Genomic DNA, 17,749 nt, shown 5'->3' on the forward strand with positions numbered 1-17,749 from the left:
TGGGAGGCTATGTCCGCTTACTGCCGCCCGCGACCCGGCGCCGGGGTCCGGTCAGATGCTGAAGCGCTCCGCGGCGAGCAGCGGGCGCACCCGCGTCCGGAAGCCGCCCGACCGGAACGGCCGCTGGAGCAGTCCGGGCTTCATGGCCTGGGCCGGTGCCGCGATGATCATGCCCTGGTCCAGTGCCGGCGTGAAGTCGCTGACCCGGCCGGTGCCCCCATCGACCGAGCCCCGGAAGCCGCCCCAGGTGGGGACCAGCTTCCGTCCGCGGTGGGTGTAGTGCCCCTGCCGGACAGTGCCCCTGCCGGACACGCACACCGTCCATCACGGCGTACGCGCCGCCCGGGTGTGCTCCTGCTCGTGCTCGGGCAGCATCGTGCGCAGCAGATCGCGGGCCCGGCGGCGGGCAACGGCGGGCCTGTTCGCGCGCCGTCCGTGGCGCATGCCGGTCTTTACCCAAGAATAGACAGGCTGTCTTGCAAGATGCCCTGTCCATCTTTACGGTGGAGAACATGTCCGGAACGTCCGAGAACCCCGGTACCGCAGCGCCGCGTACCCCCGCCGACCCCACGGCCGAGGATGTCGCGACGGATCTCTCGGCCGTGGTCGGGCGGCTGCTCAGGCGGTTGCGGAGCTCCTCGGCCGACAGTCTGCTCACGCCCTCCCAGCGCTCGGCCCTCGCCAGACTGGAGGACGGCGGACCGGCCACCACGGCGGCGCTGGCCAGGGCGGAGCTCGTGCGGCCCCAGTCCATGCGGCTGACCCTCGGCGCGCTGGAGAGCCAGGGGTTCGTCACCCGCGCCCCCGATCCGGCGGACGGCCGGAAGTCGCTCGTGTCGGTGACCGAGGAGGGGAGCACCGTCCTGGCCGGGGTGCGGGCCGCCAAGCGGAGCTGGCTGGCCGACGCGATCGCCGGCGAACTGGACGGGGCGGAGCGCCGGGCACTCGCCGAGGCCGTCGAACTCATCGGCCGTCTGGTCGACAAGTGACCCGGTACGGGACGGACCTGCCCCCCGGCGCGCCGGTGGCGGAGCCCCGGCCCGCCCCGCCCGTGGAAGACGGCCCCGGGTTCAGCGCCCGGCTCACCGCACCGCTGCTGATGGGCTCCCTGCTCAACCCGCTGAACACCACGATGATCTCCACCGCCCTGGTGGCCATCGGGCACTCCTTCGACATCGGGGCCGCCGACACCGCCTGGCTCATCTCCGTCCTCTACCTCGCCAGCGCCGTCGCCCAGCCCGTCCTCGGCAAGCTCGCCGACACTCTCGGCCCGCGCCGGGTCTTCCTGGCCGGCCTCGTCGTCGTGGTCGTGTCCGGGCTGATCGGCGCGCTGGCCCCCGGTTTCGGCACCCTGATCGTCTCCCGGCTGCTGCTCGGCATCGGTACGTCGGCCGCCTACCCGGCCGCCATGGCCGTCCTGCGTGACGAGTCGCGCCGGCTCGGCCGGCCCACCCCCCGCCCCGTGCTCGCCAGGCTCTCCTTCGCGGCTCTCGGCAGCGCCGCCGTCGGCCCCGCGCTCGGCGGGCTGCTCGTGTCGGTCGTCGGCTGGCGCGGTATCTTCGCGGTCAACGTGCCGATCGCCCTGCTCGCCTTCGGCGCCGCGCTGCTCTGGGTCCCGGCCGACCCGCCGCGCGAGCGGGCCGCCGACGGGGGCGCGCCGAAGCTCTCCCTGGACCCCCTGGGCATCGGGCTGTTCACCACCGCGCTGACGGTGCTGGTCTTCTTCCTGCTCGACCTCGCCCACCCGCAGTGGTGGCTGCTCGTCCCCTTCGCCGTCCTGACGTCAGTCCTGGTCCGGTGGCAGCTGCGCACCCCGCAGCCGTTCATAGACATCCGGATGCTCGCGGGCAACGGCCCCCTGCTGCGCACCTACCTGCGCCACGGCCTCAGCTACCTGCTGATCTACTGTGTCATGTACGGCTACACGCAGTGGCTGGAGGAAGCCCGCGGCTTCTCCTCCGGGCACACCGGGCTTCTCATGCTGCCGATGTCCGTCACCGCGCTCGTCTGCTCGCTGCTCGGCGCCCGTACGAAGGGGCTGCGCGCCCCGCTGGCCGTGGCCTGCCTGCTGCTCACCGCCGGCGCGGGCATCCTCGTGTTCCTCTCCGGCGACACCCCGCTCGCCCTCCTCCTGCTCGCCGGAGCGTGCTTCGGCGCCCCGCAGGGGCTCATCGGCACGAGCAACCAGGCGGCCGTCCAGGCCTACGCGCCCCCCGAGAGCATCGGCGCCGCCGCCGGGCTCCAGCGGACCGCCCAGTACATCGGAGCCATCACCGCCTCCAGCCTGATCGCCCTCGCCTACGCCGACGCGGCGAGCGACGCGGGACTGCACCTCATGGCCGCGGTCTCCGTCGTCCTGGCCGTGCTGCTGGTCGTCCTGACCCTCACCGACCGCGCCCTGCGCGCCCGCACCTGACCTCCCTCCAGCACATCCGCACATCAGCACATCGAGGAGTACGCACATGACCGCCACCGTCCTGGACCCCCGGACCGCACTCGTCGTCGTCGACCTGCAGAAGGGCATCGTCGCCCTCCCGACGGCCCACCCGGCCGAGGGCGTCGTAGCCAACTCGGTGACCCTCGCCGAAGCCTTCCGGGCCAAGGACCTCCCGGTCTTCCTGGTCCGCGTGACAGGCGGCGCCCCCGGCCGCAACGAGGGCCGGGCCCCGGCCGGCAAGCCCGCCGCGGACTGGGCCGACATCCTGCCCGAGCTCGGCCCGCGCGACGGCGACACCGTCGTCACCAAGCAGCAGTGGGGCGCCTTCCACGGGACGGCGCTCGACCTCGAACTGCGCCGCCGCGGCATCACCCAGGTCGTGATCACCGGCATCGCCACCAGCATCGGCGTCGAGTCCACCGCCCGCGCCGCGCACGAACACGGCTACCACGTCACCGTCGCGACGGACGCCGTCACCGACATGGACGCCGACGCCCACCGCAACAGCGTCGAGAAGATCTTCCCGAGGCTCGGCGAGACCGACACCACCGCCGCGATCGTCAAGCTCCTGGGCTGACCGCCGCCGGGCCGGTACCGGGGCCGCACGGGTGACGTCCGCGGCTCCACCGGTCGCGCCTGCCGCCTCCCGCGCGTGAAGGTGCTTTCAGTGGATCAGCGAACCAGTCTGATCAACTGCAAATGCCACCAGAACGCATCATCCGGTCCATTCCGGTACGGGGTGGGCCGGGCCGGCCCCGGAGGTATCAGCCATGGCCCACGTCGGCGTCCCACGCGGGACGGCCCGAAAGCGCCGCTCGGTCGCGCTCCTGGCGACAGGTGTGCTCACGATCCCGGTACTGGCGGGCTGCACCTCGGACAGTGAGGGCCCCACCTCGGTGGCCGTCCCGCAGGACATCGCCCCGGCCTCCCGGGACCGGGTGACCGAGGGCTCCACCCTCACGTGGGCGATCGACGAGGTCCCCGCCACCCTCAACACCTTCCAGGCCGACGCCGACAGCGCGACCACGCGGATCACCGGCGCCCTGCTGCCCTCGCTCTTCCCACTGGACGCGCGGGGGGAGCCCAAGCTGAACCCCGACTATCTGGAGTCGGCGAAGGTCATCGAGCGGGAGCCCAAGCAGGTCGTCCTCTACAAGCTCAACCAGCAGGCCGTGTGGAGCGACGGCCGGGAGATCGGCGCCCCCGACTTCGTCGCCCAGTGGCGCGCGCTGAGCGGCAAGGACTCGGCCTTCTGGACCGCGCGCAACGCGGGGTACGAGCGGATCGAGAAGATCGAACGCGGCAAGGACGATCTGCAGGTCCGGGTCACGTTCTCGAAGCCGTACGCGGACTGGCGCTCTCTCTTCTCGCCGCTGTACCCGAAGGAGGTGACCGGGTCGCCCGGCACCTTCAACGACAGCGCCAGGGCCACCCTGAAGAACACCGCCGGACCGTTCCGGCTGCGCAGCGTGAACAAGGACAAGGGCACGGTCGTCCTCGACCGGAACCCCCGCTGGTGGGGCGACGAGGCCAAGCTCGAATCCCTGGTCTTCCGCGCCGTCGAGCCCGAGGACCGCACCGACGCGCTGACCGAGGGCACGGTGGACGTCGCCGACATCGGCTCAGCCACGGCGAACAGCATCGCCCTCGCGGCCCGCTACCGGGGCGGGAACGGCCAGCCGCCCGCCCACGGCCCGGGAGCCGACATCACCCCGGCCGCCGCCCTGCGGTCCTGGGCCCTGGCCCACGGTTCGGACGAGGAGGCCGCCGAGACCGCGCAGGCCGCCCGCGAGAAGAACCGGGAAGCCGTCGCGGTGTACGCCGCCGAGCAGAAGGCGCTGAAGGGCTTCGCCGTACGCAAGTCACTGGAGCCCGCCTACACGCAGCTCGCGCTGAACGGCGAGTCCGGGCCGCTCTCCGATGACCGGGTGCGCCGCGCCATCGCCCGCACCCTGGACCGCCAGGAGCTTGCCGACACCGTCCTGAAGCCGCTCGGCCTGCCGGCGAAGCCGCCCGGGAGCCACCTGGCCCTGGCCGGGCAGCCCGGCTACAAGGACGGCAGCGGTGCGCTCGGCGACCGGGACACCAAGGAGGCGAAGGCCCTGCTGGCCGACGCGGGATGGACCGTGGGCGGGGCCGTCCGCAAAACCGAGGACACCAAGGCGGGCAGCGAGGCCGAGAAGAAGGCCGACGAGAAGAAGAAGGCCGACGAGAAGAAGAAGGCCGAGGAGAAGAAGAAGGCCGAGGAGAAGGGCGCCGACAAGGCGGAGAAGGCGGAGAAGGCGGAGAAGGACGACAAGGCCTCGCGCGAGGAGGGGACGTACATCGTCGGCGACGAGAAGCCGGGCGACCGCCCCGCCGGCGACGCCGAGGTCACCGTGCAGGACAAGCAGCCCGGCGGCGCCCCCGGCGCCTACGCCCCCGCGGGCACGGCCGCACCCGCCCCCGCCGGCGTGAAGGACCGCCTCGGCAAGGGCGGCAAGCCGCTGACCCTCCGCTTCGTCCTGCCCTCCGGCCCCGGATCGCAGCCGCTGCGGACCGTCGGGGAGAAGATCGTCGAGATGCTGGACTCGATCGGCATCAGCACGCAGATCACCAAGGTCGACGACGACAGTTACTTCAAGGACCACATCGCCTCCGGCGACTACGACATGGCGCTGTACTCCTGGCCCGCCACCGCCTACCCGGCGACCGACGGGCGCCCGATCTTCGCCAAGCCGGAGCCCGCCACCGACGGCTCGCTCCTCGTCGAGCAGAACTACACGCGGGTCGGCTCGGACCACATCGACCAGCTCTTCGACCGTGCGGTCTCCGAGCTCGACACCGACGCGTCGAGGGAGCTCCTGAAGCAGGCCGACGCACGGATCTGGGCCGCCGCGGGATCGATTCCGCTGTATCAGAGGCCACAGCTGGTCGCCGTCGACAAGAAACTGGCGAACATCGGCGCCTTCGGCTTCGCCGCCCCTCGTTACGAGGACATCGGATTCACCGGGCGAGAAGCGGCAGGTTCCCCCGCGAATCGGAAGAAGTAGCAGGTCAAGGCCACATTCGAAGCTCAGATGCAGCTCAATTCCCTTGCCCGCCGGAGCCCCCGGCGGGCAAGGTGGTGTCCGCCCAGACCCGGGCTGCTCGTCTTCTCACACCCCTTGCCGTCCGGCCACGCACCGGCTGGACGATGACGTAATACCGGCTGAATATCGGCTGAATAGTGGCTGTAGCCCTGCCCTGTGCATCGGGCCGGGAAGCCCCGGACCGATCGGGCCCGTACCATTGGACTAGCCGTGGCGTGCCGCCCGGCGGGCGTACGAGGACTCGAGACCGACTGAGACGCCTGATCCCACGATCCGAGAGAAGCGCAAGCCACCCATGCCCACGCGCCACGACATCCGTAACGTAGCCATTGTCGCCCACGTCGACCACGGCAAGACCACGCTGGTCGACGCCATGCTCAAGCAGGCGGGCGCCTTCGCCGCGCACGCCGCCGAGAACCTCGACGAACGCATGATGGACTCGAACGACCTGGAGCGTGAGAAGGGCATCACGATCCTGGCCAAGAACACGGCCGTGAAGTACCACCCGAAGGATGGCGGCGACGTCATCACCATCAACATCATCGACACCCCCGGCCACGCCGACTTCGGCGGCGAGGTCGAGCGCGGTCTGTCGATGGTGGACGCGGTCGTCCTGCTCGTGGACGCCTCCGAGGGGCCGCTGCCCCAGACCCGCTTCGTCCTGCGCAAGGCCCTGACCGCGAAGCTGCCGGTCATCCTCTGCATCAACAAGACGGACCGGCCGGACTCCCGGATCGCCGAGGTCATCGACGAGACCTACGACCTCTTCCTGGACCTGGACGCCGACGAGGACCAGATCGAGTTCCCGATCGTCTACGCCTGCGCCCGTGACGGCGTCGCCTCGCTGACCAAGCCGGAGGACGGCACCGTCCCCCCGGACAGCGACAGCCTGGAGCCCTTCTTCACGACCATCCTCTCCACGGTCCCGGCGCCGGAGTACGACGAGGCCGCCCCGCTCCAGGCCCACGTCACCAACCTGGACGCCGACAACTTCCTCGGCCGTATCGCGCTGTGCCGCGTCGAGCAGGGCGAGCTGCGCAAGGGCCAGACGGTCGCGTGGATCAAGCGCGACGGCACGATCTCCAACGTGCGCATCACCGAGCTCCTGATGACCGAGGCGCTCACCCGCAAGCCGGCCGAGAAGGCGGGCCCGGGCGACATCTGCGCCGTCGCCGGTTTCCCGGACATCATGATCGGCGAGACCCTGGCCGACCCCGAGAACCCGGTCGCGCTCCCGCTGATCACGGTCGACGAGCCGGCCATCTCGATGACCATCGGCACGAACACCTCGCCGCTCGTCGGCAAGGGCGGCAAGGGCCACAAGGTCACCGCCCGTCAGGTGAAGGACCGCCTGGACCGCGAGCTCATCGGTAACGTCTCGCTCCGCGTCCTGGACACCGAGCGCCCGGACGCCTGGGAGGTCCAGGGCCGTGGTGAGCTCGCGCTGGCCATCCTGGTCGAGCAGATGCGCCGTGAGGGCTTCGAGCTGACGGTCGGAAAGCCGGAGGTCGTCACCAAGCAGGTCGACGGCAAGACGCACGAGCCGATCGAGCGCATGACCATCGACTCCCCCGAGGAGCACCTCGGCGCCATCACGCAGCTGATGGCGACCCGTAAGGGCCGTATGGAGACGATGACGAACCACGGGTCCGGCTGGGTCCGCATGGAGTGGATCGTGCCCTCCCGCGGCCTCATCGGCTTCCGTACGGAGTTCCTGACCCAGACCCGCGGCACGGGCATCGCGCACTCCATCTTCGAGGGCCACGAGCCCTGGTTCGGGGACCTGCGCACCCGTCACAACGGCTCGCTGGTCGCCGACCGCTCGGGCACGGTGACGCCGTTCGCGATGGTCAACCTCCAGGAGCGCGGTGTCATCTTCACCGAGGCCGGCACCGAGGTCTACGAGGGCATGATCGTCGGCGAGAACTCCCGCGCCGACGACATGGACGTGAACATCACCAAGGAGAAGAAGCTCACCAACATGCGTGCGGCTTCCGCGGACACCACGGAGAACGTGGTCCCCGCCCGCAAGCTCTCGCTGGAGCAGTCCCTGGAGTTCTGCCGCGAGGACGAGTGCATCGAGGTGACCCCGGAGACCGTGCGCATCCGCAAGGTCGTCCTGGACCAGAAGCAGCGCGGCCGCACGGCCTCGCGCGCGAAGAACGGCTGACCCCTGGTCCTGATCGCCCGTGCCGGCGTACGAACCGTCGGAACGAGCCATTGACATGAGGCCTGGACCCCCGCAGACACTGCGGGGGTCCGGGCCTTTCGTCAACTCGTTTTCCTGACCGAGGTGTCCGGATATCGTGCGTCGCTCTCCGGAACATGTGTTAACGGTCCGTTTCGGGGGTGTCTGTCTGGGATCACTTTGTCCGGATTTCGGGCAACCATGCCTTCTCGATGTTGTCAAACCGAGACCCTTTAAGTGTGGTTTACAGCCCGGTGTTCCTTAATAGTTGGCTCCATTGAGCTCGGGTCAATGGGTCGGCGCACTGTGGGGAGTGCGGACTCACGAGCACACTCGGGGCACTGCAAACGATCGCCGTCAGGGGTGTCGGTGGATCTGTCCAGTGCCCCTCTTGTAGTCAAAAGTGGACTCATGAGGAGGAAACCCATGCGCGGTGCCAAGAGCGCCAAGTGGGTCGCGGGAGCGGCAATCATCGCCCTGGCCGCGACTGCCTGTGGCGGGGGCGACAGTGACGACAGCAGCAATGCCTCGAAGGAGAAGGGCAAGCCCGCGGGCTACGTCTCCGTCGACGTCGGTGAGCCGCAGAAGCCGCTGATCCCGGCCGACACGAACGAGTCGCTCGGCAGCTACGTGATCCAGTCGCTGTTCACCCAGCTCCTGGAGTTCGACGGCGAGGGCAAGATCGTCTACACGAACGCCGAGTCCGTGAAGTCGACGGACAACAAGACGTGGACGGTCAAGCTCAAGTCCGGCTGGAAGTTCCACGACGGCACCCCGGTCACGTCCGAGTCCTACATCAAGGCGTGGAACTGGTACGCCAACGTCAAGAACGCCCAGCAGAACGCGTTCTGGTTCGAGGACATCAAGGGCTACGCGGACGTCCACCCCGAGAAGGGTGACCCGAAGGCCACGGAGATGTCAGGTCTGAAGGCGGTCGACGACACCACCTTCACGATCGAGCTCGACAAGCCGGTGCCGTACTTCGAGTACAAGCTCGGCTACTACACCTTCGCCCCGCTGCCGGAGGTGTTCTACAAGGACACCAAGGCGTTCGGCCAGGCGCCGGTCGGCAACGGTCCCTACACCTTCGAGAAGTGGGACCACAAGAAGCTCATCCAGGTCAAGGCCAACCCTGACTACCAGGGCCCGAACAAGGCCAAGAACAAGGGCATCCTGTTCAAGAACTACGCGACCGTCGAGGCCGCGTACCAGGACCTCCTGTCCGGCAACCTGGACATGATCCGCCAGATCGGCCCGAAGGACCTGCCGAGTTACAAGAAGGACCTCGGGGACCGCGTGGTCGACCAGCCGTACGCGGCCGTGCAGTCGATCGTCCCGACGTTCTACTCGAAGACCTTCAAGGGCATCGACCCGAAGGTCCTCCAGGGCCTGTCGATGGGCATCGACCGCGACACGATCACCAAGACCGTGCTCAACGGCACCCGTGAGCCCGCCACCAGCTTCACGCCCCCGGGCGTCGCGGGCAACCAGCACCTGGACACCGACGTGTTCAAGTTCGACCCGGCCAAGGCCAAGCAGCTCATCAAGGAAGGCGGCGGCGTTCCGGACAACAAGCTCTGGATCCAGTACAACGCCGACGGTGGCCACAAGGAGTGGGTGACCGCTGTCTGCGAGTCCATCCGCAACTCGACCGGGGTCGACTGTGTCCCGGACGCCAAGCCGGACTTCCAGACCGACCTGGAAGCGCGTGACAACGACCAGGTCAAGTCGATGTACCGCGGTGGCTGGGTCGCCGACTACCCGCTGAACGTCAACTTCATGCGGGAGCTGTACGGCACGACCGCCGAGGCCAACAACGGCCGGTTCTCCGACAAGGAGGTCGACGCGGCCTTCAAGAAGGGCGACAACGCGGCGACCCTGGACGCGTCGATCAAGGCATACCAGGAGGCCGAGAAGCTCGTCCTCCAGAAGATGCCGGCGATCCCGCTCTGGAACTACAAGATCAACGGCGGCTACTCGAAGTCTGTCGACAACGTCGCCATCGACTTCCGCGGCGACTACGTCATGACTGACGTCACCGTCAAGTAGCACCCGCCTGAGGGCCCCCACTCGGCCATCAGCCGCCCACACCAGGCAGTAGGTCCCGGGGGGCCGCTCTCCGTATCCGGAGGGCGGCCCCTGGGCTGCTTTATCCCTAATCGGAGGCAAACATGGGGCGTTACGTCGCGCGGCGACTGCTCCAGATGATCCCGGTCTTCCTCGGGTCCACCTTGCTGGTCTTCGCCATGATGTACGCGCTGCCCGGCGACCCCGTGCGCGCGCTCGCAGGCGAACAGGCCGTCGACCCCACGCAGATCGCGGAAATGAAGAAGGAGCTCGGGCTCGACCTGCCGCTCTGGCACCAGTACTGGAACTACCTCGTGAACCTGTTCCAGGGTGATTTCGGCACACAGATCGCCAGTGGGCGGCCCGTCGCCGACATCATTTCGGAAGCGTTCCCGATCACCGTCCGGCTGGCCCTGTTTGCCTTCATCTTCACGGTCGTCGTCGGTATCTCCATGGGCATCTTCGCGGGGCTGAAGGCCGACACCCTTCGCGACCGCGGTCTGCTCGTCCTGACGCTCCTGCTCATCTCGGTCCCCTCGTTCGTGCTGGGCTTCCTCGGCCAGTACTTCTTCGCCTTCCAGCTCGGCTGGGTCGAACCCAACGTGAGCCTCGAAGCGAGTGCGAGTGAGCTGATCCTGCCCGCGGTCGTCCTCGGGTCCCTGTCGCTCGCCTACGTGGCGCGACTGACCCGCACCTCGGTCGCGGAGAACCTGCGCTCCGACTACATGCGCACCGCCGTGGCCAAGGGGCTGCCGCGCCGTCGCATCATCGGTGTCCACCTGATGCGCAACTCGCTGATCCCCGTGGTCACCTTCCTCGGCACCGACCTCGGTGCCCTGCTGGGCGGCGCCGTCGTCACCGAGGGCATCTTCAACATCAAGGGTGTCGGTTACAACGTCTTCGACGCGCTCCGGCACCGCGAAGGCGCCACCGTCGTCGGCATCGTGACGCTGATCGTCATCGTCTATCTCGTTGCCAGCCTGGTCGTCGACCTGCTCTACGCGGTCCTGGACCCGAGGATCCGTTATGCCTGAGACGCTCAAGGAAACCACCGCGGACAAGCCCGAGGCCGTGGCCGCACCCGCTGCCGCCGCCCCCGTGGGCAAGCCCCGCAGCCTGTGGTCGGACGCCTGGCACGACCTGCGGCGCAGCCCGCTGTTCGTCGTCTCGGCCGTCCTGATCCTCTTCCTGCTGGTGATGGCGATATTCCCCGGCCTGTTCACCGGCGCCGACCCGCGCTACGCGGACCTGGCCCACCACTACCTGCAGAAGCCCAAGTGGGGGAACTTCTTCCAGGAGGACTGGTTCGGGTACGACATCCAGGGGCGCTCGATCTACGCGCGTGTCGTCTACGGCGCCCGTGCCTCGATCACCGTCGCCATCGTCGTGACCGCCCTGGTCACGATCCTGGGCACCCTGGTCGGCATGCTCGCCGGTTACTTCGGCGGCTGGATCGACACGATCCTGTCCCGGGTCACCGACATCTTCTTCGGCGTGCCCTTCATCCTCGGCGCGATGGTCGTCCTGACCTCGTTCGAGGAGCGCAAGATCTGGGTCGTCATCCTGGCCCTGGCCTTCCTCGGCTGGACCCAGATCGCCCGTGTCGCGCGCGGCTCGGTGCTGACGATCAAGCAGGCCGACTACGTGATGGCGGCCAAGGCGCTCGGCGCCTCGACCACCCGCATCCTGCTCCGGCACATCCTGCCCAACGCGATCGCCCCGGTGATCGTCGTCGCGACCATCGCGCTCGGCGGCTACATCTCGGCCGAGGCGACCCTGTCCTTCCTGGGCATCGGGCTCGCCGAACCGACCGTGTCGTGGGGTGTCGACATCTCCTCCGGCCAGGAGCAGCTGCGTAACGCCGCGTTCGTCCTGATCATCCCGTCGGTCATGGTGTCGATCACCGTTCTGGCGTTCATCATGCTCGGCGATGCGGTGCGCAACGCCCTCGATCCCAAGCTGCGCTGAGGGAGGCGTACATGACCATCATCGACAAGACGGCGGATGTTCCTGCTCCGCGTGGTTCGAACGACGAGAGCGGCCCGCTGCTCGAAGTCCGCGATCTGCACGTGGAGTTCCACACCCGCGACGGCGTCGCCAAGGCCGTCAACGGAGTTAACTACAGCGTCAGCGCCGGCGAGACCCTCGCCGTGCTCGGCGAGTCCGGCTCCGGCAAGTCCGTGACCGCTCAGGCGATCATGGGCATCCTGGACATGCCTCCGGGCCGCATCCCCAAGGGCGAGATCTTCTTCCGCGGCCAGGACATGCTCAAGATGTCCAACGAGGAGCGCCGGCAGATCCGCGGCCAGAAGATCGCCATGATCTTCCAGGACGCGCTCTCCTCGCTGAACCCGGTCCTCTCCGTGGGCTACCAGCTCGGCGAGATGTTCCGCGTGCACCAGGGCCTCTCCAAGAAGGAGGCCAAGGCCAAGGCCATCGCGCTGATGGACCGCGTGCGCATCCCGGCGGCCAGGGAGCGGGTCAACGACTACCCGCACATGTTCTCCGGCGGTATGCGCCAGCGCATCATGATCGCGATGGCGCTGGCCCTGGAGCCCGATCTGATCATCGCGGACGAGCCCACCACGGCGCTCGACGTGACCGTCCAGGCGCAGGTCATGGACCTGCTCGCGGAGCTCCAGCGCGACTTCAACATGGGCCTGATCCTGATCACGCACGACCTCGGCGTGGTCGCCGACGTCGCCGACAAGATCGCCGTGATGTACGCGGGCCGGATCGTCGAGACCGCTCCGGTCCACGAGATCTACAAGCGCCCCGCGCACCCGTACACCAAGGGCCTGCTGGAGTCGATCCCGCGCCTGGACCAGAAGGGCCAGGAGCTCTACGCGATCAAGGGCCTGCCGCCCAACCTGCTGCACGTGCCGTCCGGCTGCGCCTTCAACCCGCGCTGCACGATGGCGCAGGACATCTGCCGTACGGACATCCCGGCGCTGCGCCCGGTGACCGAGCAGGACGGCACCGAGCTGGTCGGCCGCGGCAGCGCCTGCCACTTCTGGAAGGAGACGATCCATGGCTGACCTCGACAAGGGGTCCGTGGACGCCACCCCGAACGTCACCGAAGTGGCGACGGTCAACGCGAGCACCGAGTCCGAGGCCGTCGCGGCCATCGACGCGCCGGTCTCGCAGGGGGAGCCGATCCTCCAGGTGCGCAACCTGGTCAAGCACTTCCCGCTGACCCAGGGCATCCTGTTCAAGAAGCAGGTCGGCGCGGTCAAGGCCGTGGACGGGATCTCGTTCGATCTCTACCAGGGCGAGACGCTCGGCATCGTGGGCGAGTCCGGCTGTGGCAAGTCCACGGTCGCCAAGCTCCTGATGACGCTGGAGCGGGCCACCGCCGGTGAGGTCTTCTACAAGGGCCAGGACATCACCAAGCTGTCCGGCCGTGCGCTGAAGGCCGTGCGCCGCAACATCCAGATGGTGTTCCAGGACCCGTACACCTCGCTGAACCCGCGTATGACGGTCGGTGACATCATCGGGGAGACCTTCGAGATCCACCCCGAGGCGGCCCCGAAGGGTGAGCGGCGCCGCAAGGTGCAGGACCTCCTGGACGTCGTCGGTCTGAACCCGGAGTACATCAACCGGTATCCGCACCAGTTCTCCGGCGGTCAGCGCCAGCGCATCGGGATCGCCCGGGGCCTCGCGCTCAACCCGGAGATCATCATCTGCGACGAGCCGGTCTCCGCGCTCGACGTGTCGGTGCAGGCGCAGGTCATCAACCTGATGGAGAAGCTCCAGGACGAGTTCAACCTCTCCTACCTCTTCATCGCGCACGACCTGTCGATCGTCCGGCACATCTCGGACCGGGTCGGTGTCATGTACCTCGGCAAGATGGCCGAGATCGGTACGGACACGCAGATCTACGACCACCCGACGCACCCCTACACCCAGGCGCTGCTGTCGGCGGTCCCCGTTCCGGACCCCGACGCCCGTGACGGACGCGAGCGCATCATCCTCTCCGGTGACGTCCCGTCGCCGGCGAACCCGCCGTCCGGCTGCCGCTTCCGTACGCGGTGCTGGAAGGCCCAGGACAAGTGCGCCACCGAGGTGCCGCTGCTGGCCGTCCCCGAGCGCTTCAAGGCCTCGGACACGCCCGCCGCGCACGAGTCGGCGTGCCACTTCGCCGAGGAGAAGGACGTCGTCCACGCGGCGTAGCACCCGATCGGTCCAAGCCAGGACGCCCGGCCCCCGCGAGGGGCCGGGCGTCCTGGCGTTCCGGCGGTCCTCGTACGGCGTACGGCGTACGGCGTATGCCGACATGCGACGGAGTGTCATATGGGGTGATATGAGGCATTGAGCCACTCAAGGGAACCCTAGGAGGCACTCCATGCGCGGAGCCACACAGGCCAGGTGGGCCGCATGCGCCGTCGCTGTCGCCCTGGCGGCCACGGCCTGCGGCGGCGGGGACAGCGGTGGCGGCGGTGGCGCCGACGGGATCGTGAGCTCGTCCTGGGGAGACCCGCAGAATCCGCTGGAGCCGGCGAACACGAACGAGGTGCAGGGCGGCAAGGTCCTCGACATGGTCTTCCGCGGGCTCGTGCGCTACGACCCCAAGACCGGCGAGGCCAAGAACGAGATCGCCGAGAAGATCGAGTCGACGGACTCGCAGAACTTCACGATCACGATCAAGGACAACTGGACCTTCAGCAACGGCGAGAAGATCACCGCGAAGTCGTTCGTCGACGCCTGGAACTACGGCGCCGCTCTGAAGAACAACCAGAAGAACGCCTATTTCTTCCAGTACATCGACGGTTACGACAAGGTGCACCCGGAGTCGGGCTCCGCGTCCGCCGCCACGCTCTCCGGCCTCAAGGTGGTCAACGGCACGACCTTCACGGCCAAGCTGTCGCAGAAGTTCTCGCTCTGGCCCGACACCCTCGGCTACGCCGCTTTCGTGCCGCTGCCCAAGGTCTTCTACACCGACCACGACGCCTGGCTCTCCAAGCCCGTCGGCAACGGTCCCTACACCATCGACCAGTACGCCAAGGGCTCGTCGATGAACCTGCGCCGGTGGGACGAGTACCCCGGCGCGGACAAGGCGCAGAACGGCGGCATCGACCTCAAGGTCTACACCGACAACAACACCGCCTACACCGACCTGACCGCGGGCAACCTCGACCTGGTCGACGACGTGCCCGCCTCGCAGCTCAAGAACGTCGAGGCGGACCTGGGGGACCGGTACATCAACACACCCGCCGGCATCATCCAGACGCTCGCCTTCCCGTTCTACGAGAAGGCCTGGGACACCCCGGGCGCGATCAAGGTCCGCCAGGGCCTGTCGATGGCGATCAACCGGGACCAGATCACCGACCAGATCTTCCAGAAGACCCGCACCCCCGCCTCCGACTGGACCTCGCCGGTCCTCGGCGAGGAGGGCGGCTTCAAGAAGGGCCTCTGTGGCCCCGCCTGCGAGTACGACAAGACGGAGGCCAAGAAGCTGATCGAGGAGGGCGGCGGCATCCCCGGCGGCCAGCTCAAGATCTCGTACAACGCCGACACCGGCTCCCACAAGGAGTGGGTCGACGCGGTCTGCAACAGCATCAACAACGTCATGGGCAACAACAAGGCGTGTGTCGGCGGCCCCGTCGGCACCTTCGCCGACTTCCGCAGCCAGGTCTCCACGCAGAAGCTCACCGGGGCCTGGCGCGCGGGCTGGCAGATGGACTATCCGCTGATCCAGAACTTCCTCCAGCCGCTCTACTACACCAACGCCCCGTCCAACGACGGTAAGTGGAGCAACCAGAAGTTCGACGACCTGGTCGACAAGGCCAACGCGGAGAGCGACAAGGCCAAGGCCGTCACCACCTTCCAGGACGCGGAGAGGGTCCTCGTCGAGCAGATGCCCGTCATCCCGCTCTGGTACCAGAACGGCAGCGCGGGCTACTCGGACAGGGTCGAGAACGTCTCGCTGAACCCCTTCAGCGTCCCGGTGTACGACCAGATCAAGGTCAAGTGACCCGCTGAAGCCGGGTGGCCGGTGCGGCAGCCCGCACCGGCCACCCGGCTTTCCGGTCCCTCCGCCCGTTCGTCCCGACCCCCCCCGGAGCCCCTCATGGGACGTTATGTGATCCGGCGGCTGCTGCAGATGATCCCGGTCTTCTTCGGCACCACGCTGCTGATCTTCCTCATGGTGAACGTGATGGGCGACCCCATCGCGGGCCTCTGCGGCGACCGCCAGTGCGACCCCGCGACCGCCGCCCAGCTGCGCAGCGAGTTCGGCCTCGACAAGCCGGTCTGGCAGCAATACCTGACCTACATGGGCAACGTCTTCACCGGCGACTTCGGCACCGCGTTCAACGGCCAGAAGGTCACGGAGCTCATGGCCACCGCCTTCCCGATCACCATCCGGCTCACCATCGTCGCGATCGTGTTCGAGATCGTCATCGGCATCAGCCTCGGCGTCGTCACCGGCCTTCGCCGCGGCCGGCCCGTCGACACCACGGTGCTGATCCTGACCCTGGTCGTCATCTCCGTACCGACGTTCGTCACCGGCCTGCTGCTCCAGCTCCTCCTCGGCGTGGAGTGGGGCATCATCAAGCCGTCCGTCTCCTCGGAGGCCCCGGTCGACGAACTCATCGTGCCCGGGCTGGTCCTGGCCTCCGTCTCGCTGGCCTACGTCACCCGGCTCACCCGTACGTCGATCGCCGAGAACGCCCGCGCCGACTACGTCCGTACCGCCGTCGCCAAGGGCCTCCCCAGACGCCGCGTGGTCGTGCGGCACCTGCTGCGCAACTCCCTGATCCCCGTCGTCACCTTCATCGGCACGGACGTGGGCGCCCTGATGGGCGGGGCGATCGTCACCGAGCGCATCTTCAACATCCACGGAGTCGGCTACCAGCTCTACCAGGGGATCCTGCGGCAGAACTCCCAGACCGTCGTCGGGTTCGTCACCGTCCTGGTCCTCGTCTTCCTGGCGGCCAACCTGATCGTCGACCTCCTGTACGCCGTACTCGACCCGAGGATCCGCTATGCCTGAGCAGAAGCCGTGGGACGAGACGACGGGAGGCGGAGCGATCTCGGGCGCCGGCGCGGGCGGCGCGATGGACCTCGCCATGGACGAGGGCACCACGCTGGAGAAGACGCCCGGCGGCCCCGAAGGCACCGGGCCCACCGGCAAACCGCGCAGCCTGTGGTCCGACGCCTGGCGCGACCTGCGCCGCAACCCGGTCTTCATCATCTCCGGGCTGGTCATCCTCTTCCTGGTGATCATCTCGATCTGGCCGTCGCTGATCGCCGACCAGGACCCCCTCAACTGCGACCTGGCCAAGGCTCAGGAGGGCTCCCAGCCCGGACACCCCTTCGGCTTCGACGGACAGGGCTGCGACGTCTACACCCGCACCGTCTACGGCGCGCGGACCTCCGTGGCCGTCGGCGTCCTCTCCACCCTCGGAGTCTCGCTGCTCGGGGGCGTGCTGGGCGGACTCGCCGGTTTCTTCGGCGGGACGTGGGACGCCGTGCTCTCCCGCATCACGGACGTCTTCTTCGGCATCCCCGTGGTCCTCGGCGGGCTGGTCTTCCTGTCCGTCGTCACCAGCTCCACCGTCTGGCCCGTGATCGGCTTCATCGTGCTGCTGGGCTGGCCCCAGATCGCACGCATCGCCCGGGGCTCCGTCATCACCGCCAAACAGAACGACTACGTCCAGGCCGCCCGCGCGCTGGGTGCCTCGAACTCGCGGATGATGCTCCGGCACATCGCCCCCAACGCCGTCGCCCCGGTGATCGTCGTCGCGACCATCGCCCTCGGTACGTACATCTCGCTGGAGGCGACCCTGTCGTTCCTCGGGGTGGGTCTGAAGCCGCCGGCGGTCTCCTGGGGGATCGACATCTCCGCCGCCTCCCAGTACATCCGCAACGCCCCGCACATGCTGCTCTGGCCGGCCGGGGCGCTGGCGATCACCGTGCTCGCCTTCATCATGCTCGGCGACGCGGTGCGCGACGCCCTCGACCCCAAGCTGCGCTGAGGAGCCC

Annotated in this window: 13 protein-coding genes and 1 pseudogene; 13 read left to right on the forward strand and 1 reads right to left on the reverse strand. The window is 68.4% G+C overall.

All coding sequences use genetic code 11. The features are described 5' to 3' along the window. Positions 1 to 51: 51 nt before the first annotated feature. Positions 52 to 240 (reverse strand): annotated as a pseudogene (locus ACIBCU_RS09860) (hypothetical protein); the annotation flags it as partial. A gap of 272 nt (positions 241 to 512) precedes the next feature. On the opposite strand from ACIBCU_RS09860, the gene ACIBCU_RS09865 reads away from it, so the two are divergent. From ACIBCU_RS09865 to ACIBCU_RS09925, 13 genes are all read left to right on the forward strand, one after another. Next, positions 513 to 989 carry a MarR family winged helix-turn-helix transcriptional regulator gene (locus ACIBCU_RS09865; RefSeq protein WP_399230478.1) on the forward strand — a complete coding sequence of 159 codons (477 nt, stop codon included), beginning with the start codon at positions 513 to 515 and terminating at the stop codon, positions 987 to 989. Between the two features lie 17 nt (positions 990 to 1,006). After that, complete coding sequence (locus tag ACIBCU_RS09870; RefSeq protein ID WP_399230886.1) at positions 1,007 to 2,416, forward strand: MFS transporter; 1,410 nt, start codon at positions 1,007 to 1,009, stop codon at positions 2,414 to 2,416. Positions 2,417 to 2,462: 46 nt separating this feature from the next. Continuing rightward, positions 2,463 to 3,014: an isochorismatase family protein gene (locus ACIBCU_RS09875; RefSeq protein WP_362936784.1), complete on the forward strand. Its 552-nt coding sequence runs from the start codon at positions 2,463 to 2,465 to the stop codon at positions 3,012 to 3,014. A 193-nt stretch (positions 3,015 to 3,207) separates the two neighbouring features. Continuing rightward, positions 3,208 to 5,469 (forward strand): ABC transporter family substrate-binding protein, encoded by a 2,262-nt coding sequence (locus ACIBCU_RS09880; RefSeq protein ID WP_399230480.1) that lies wholly within the window; start codon positions 3,208 to 3,210, stop codon positions 5,467 to 5,469. Between the two features lie 334 nt (positions 5,470 to 5,803). Then, positions 5,804 to 7,678: a translational GTPase TypA gene (typA, locus tag ACIBCU_RS09885; protein ID WP_362936790.1), complete on the forward strand. Its 1,875-nt coding sequence runs from the start codon at positions 5,804 to 5,806 to the stop codon at positions 7,676 to 7,678. Positions 7,679 to 8,122: 444 nt separating this feature from the next. Continuing rightward, positions 8,123 to 9,745, forward strand: a complete 1,623-nt coding sequence (locus ACIBCU_RS09890; protein ID WP_362936793.1) for an ABC transporter substrate-binding protein — start codon at positions 8,123 to 8,125, stop codon at positions 9,743 to 9,745. A gap of 122 nt (positions 9,746 to 9,867) precedes the next feature. Next, positions 9,868 to 10,797 (forward strand): ABC transporter permease, encoded by a 930-nt coding sequence (locus ACIBCU_RS09895; protein ID WP_362936796.1) that lies wholly within the window; start codon positions 9,868 to 9,870, stop codon positions 10,795 to 10,797. Then, complete coding sequence (locus tag ACIBCU_RS09900; protein WP_362936799.1) at positions 10,790 to 11,731, forward strand: ABC transporter permease; 942 nt, start codon at positions 10,790 to 10,792, stop codon at positions 11,729 to 11,731. Before ACIBCU_RS09895 ends, ACIBCU_RS09900 begins: the two co-directional genes overlap by 8 nt. 11 nt (positions 11,732 to 11,742) lie before the next feature. After that, positions 11,743 to 12,801: an ABC transporter ATP-binding protein gene (locus ACIBCU_RS09905; protein WP_362936802.1), complete on the forward strand. Its 1,059-nt coding sequence runs from the start codon at positions 11,743 to 11,745 to the stop codon at positions 12,799 to 12,801. Next, positions 12,794 to 13,936: a dipeptide ABC transporter ATP-binding protein gene (locus ACIBCU_RS09910; protein WP_362936805.1), complete on the forward strand. Its 1,143-nt coding sequence runs from the start codon at positions 12,794 to 12,796 to the stop codon at positions 13,934 to 13,936. The genes ACIBCU_RS09905 and ACIBCU_RS09910 overlap by 8 nt, the downstream gene beginning before the upstream one ends. Before the next feature lie 172 nt (positions 13,937 to 14,108). After that, a complete protein-coding gene (locus ACIBCU_RS09915) occupies positions 14,109 to 15,737 on the forward strand; it encodes an ABC transporter substrate-binding protein (protein WP_362936808.1) in 1,629 nt (542 codons plus the stop codon). A gap of 96 nt (positions 15,738 to 15,833) precedes the next feature. Further along, positions 15,834 to 16,757, forward strand: a complete 924-nt coding sequence (locus ACIBCU_RS09920) for an ABC transporter permease (protein ID WP_393764360.1) — start codon at positions 15,834 to 15,836, stop codon at positions 16,755 to 16,757. Beyond that, positions 16,750 to 17,742: an ABC transporter permease gene (locus ACIBCU_RS09925; RefSeq protein WP_362936814.1), complete on the forward strand. Its 993-nt coding sequence runs from the start codon at positions 16,750 to 16,752 to the stop codon at positions 17,740 to 17,742. The genes ACIBCU_RS09920 and ACIBCU_RS09925 overlap by 8 nt, the downstream gene beginning before the upstream one ends. The last annotated feature ends 7 nt before the right edge of the window (positions 17,743 to 17,749 follow it).

The organism is Streptomyces sp. NPDC051064, assembly GCF_044455985.1.
GTDB lineage: Bacteria > Actinomycetota > Actinomycetes > Streptomycetales > Streptomycetaceae > Streptomyces.

Bases quoted from the DNA above. Each gene is read 5' to 3' on its own strand.
- ACIBCU_RS09905 (WP_362936802.1), top strand. From the start codon at position 11,743: ATGACCATCATCGACAAGACGGCGGATGTTCCTGCTCCGCGTGGTTCG.
- ACIBCU_RS09925 (WP_362936814.1), top strand. From the start codon at position 16,750: ATGCCTGAGCAGAAGCCGTGGGACGAGACGACGGGAGGCGGAGCGATC.
- ACIBCU_RS09915 (WP_362936808.1), top strand. From the start codon at position 14,109: ATGCGCGGAGCCACACAGGCCAGGTGGGCCGCATGCGCCGTCGCTGTC.
- ACIBCU_RS09895 (WP_362936796.1), top strand. From the start codon at position 9,868: ATGGGGCGTTACGTCGCGCGGCGACTGCTCCAGATGATCCCGGTCTTC.
- ACIBCU_RS09910 (WP_362936805.1), top strand. From the start codon at position 12,794: ATGGCTGACCTCGACAAGGGGTCCGTGGACGCCACCCCGAACGTCACC.
- ACIBCU_RS09920 (WP_393764360.1), top strand. From the start codon at position 15,834: ATGGGACGTTATGTGATCCGGCGGCTGCTGCAGATGATCCCGGTCTTC.
- typA (WP_362936790.1), top strand. From the start codon at position 5,804: ATGCCCACGCGCCACGACATCCGTAACGTAGCCATTGTCGCCCACGTC.
- ACIBCU_RS09875 (WP_362936784.1), top strand. From the start codon at position 2,463: ATGACCGCCACCGTCCTGGACCCCCGGACCGCACTCGTCGTCGTCGAC.
- ACIBCU_RS09865 (WP_399230478.1), top strand. From the start codon at position 513: ATGTCCGGAACGTCCGAGAACCCCGGTACCGCAGCGCCGCGTACCCCC.
- ACIBCU_RS09890 (WP_362936793.1), top strand. From the start codon at position 8,123: ATGCGCGGTGCCAAGAGCGCCAAGTGGGTCGCGGGAGCGGCAATCATC.
- ACIBCU_RS09900 (WP_362936799.1), top strand. From the start codon at position 10,790: ATGCCTGAGACGCTCAAGGAAACCACCGCGGACAAGCCCGAGGCCGTG.
- ACIBCU_RS09880 (WP_399230480.1), top strand. From the start codon at position 3,208: ATGGCCCACGTCGGCGTCCCACGCGGGACGGCCCGAAAGCGCCGCTCG.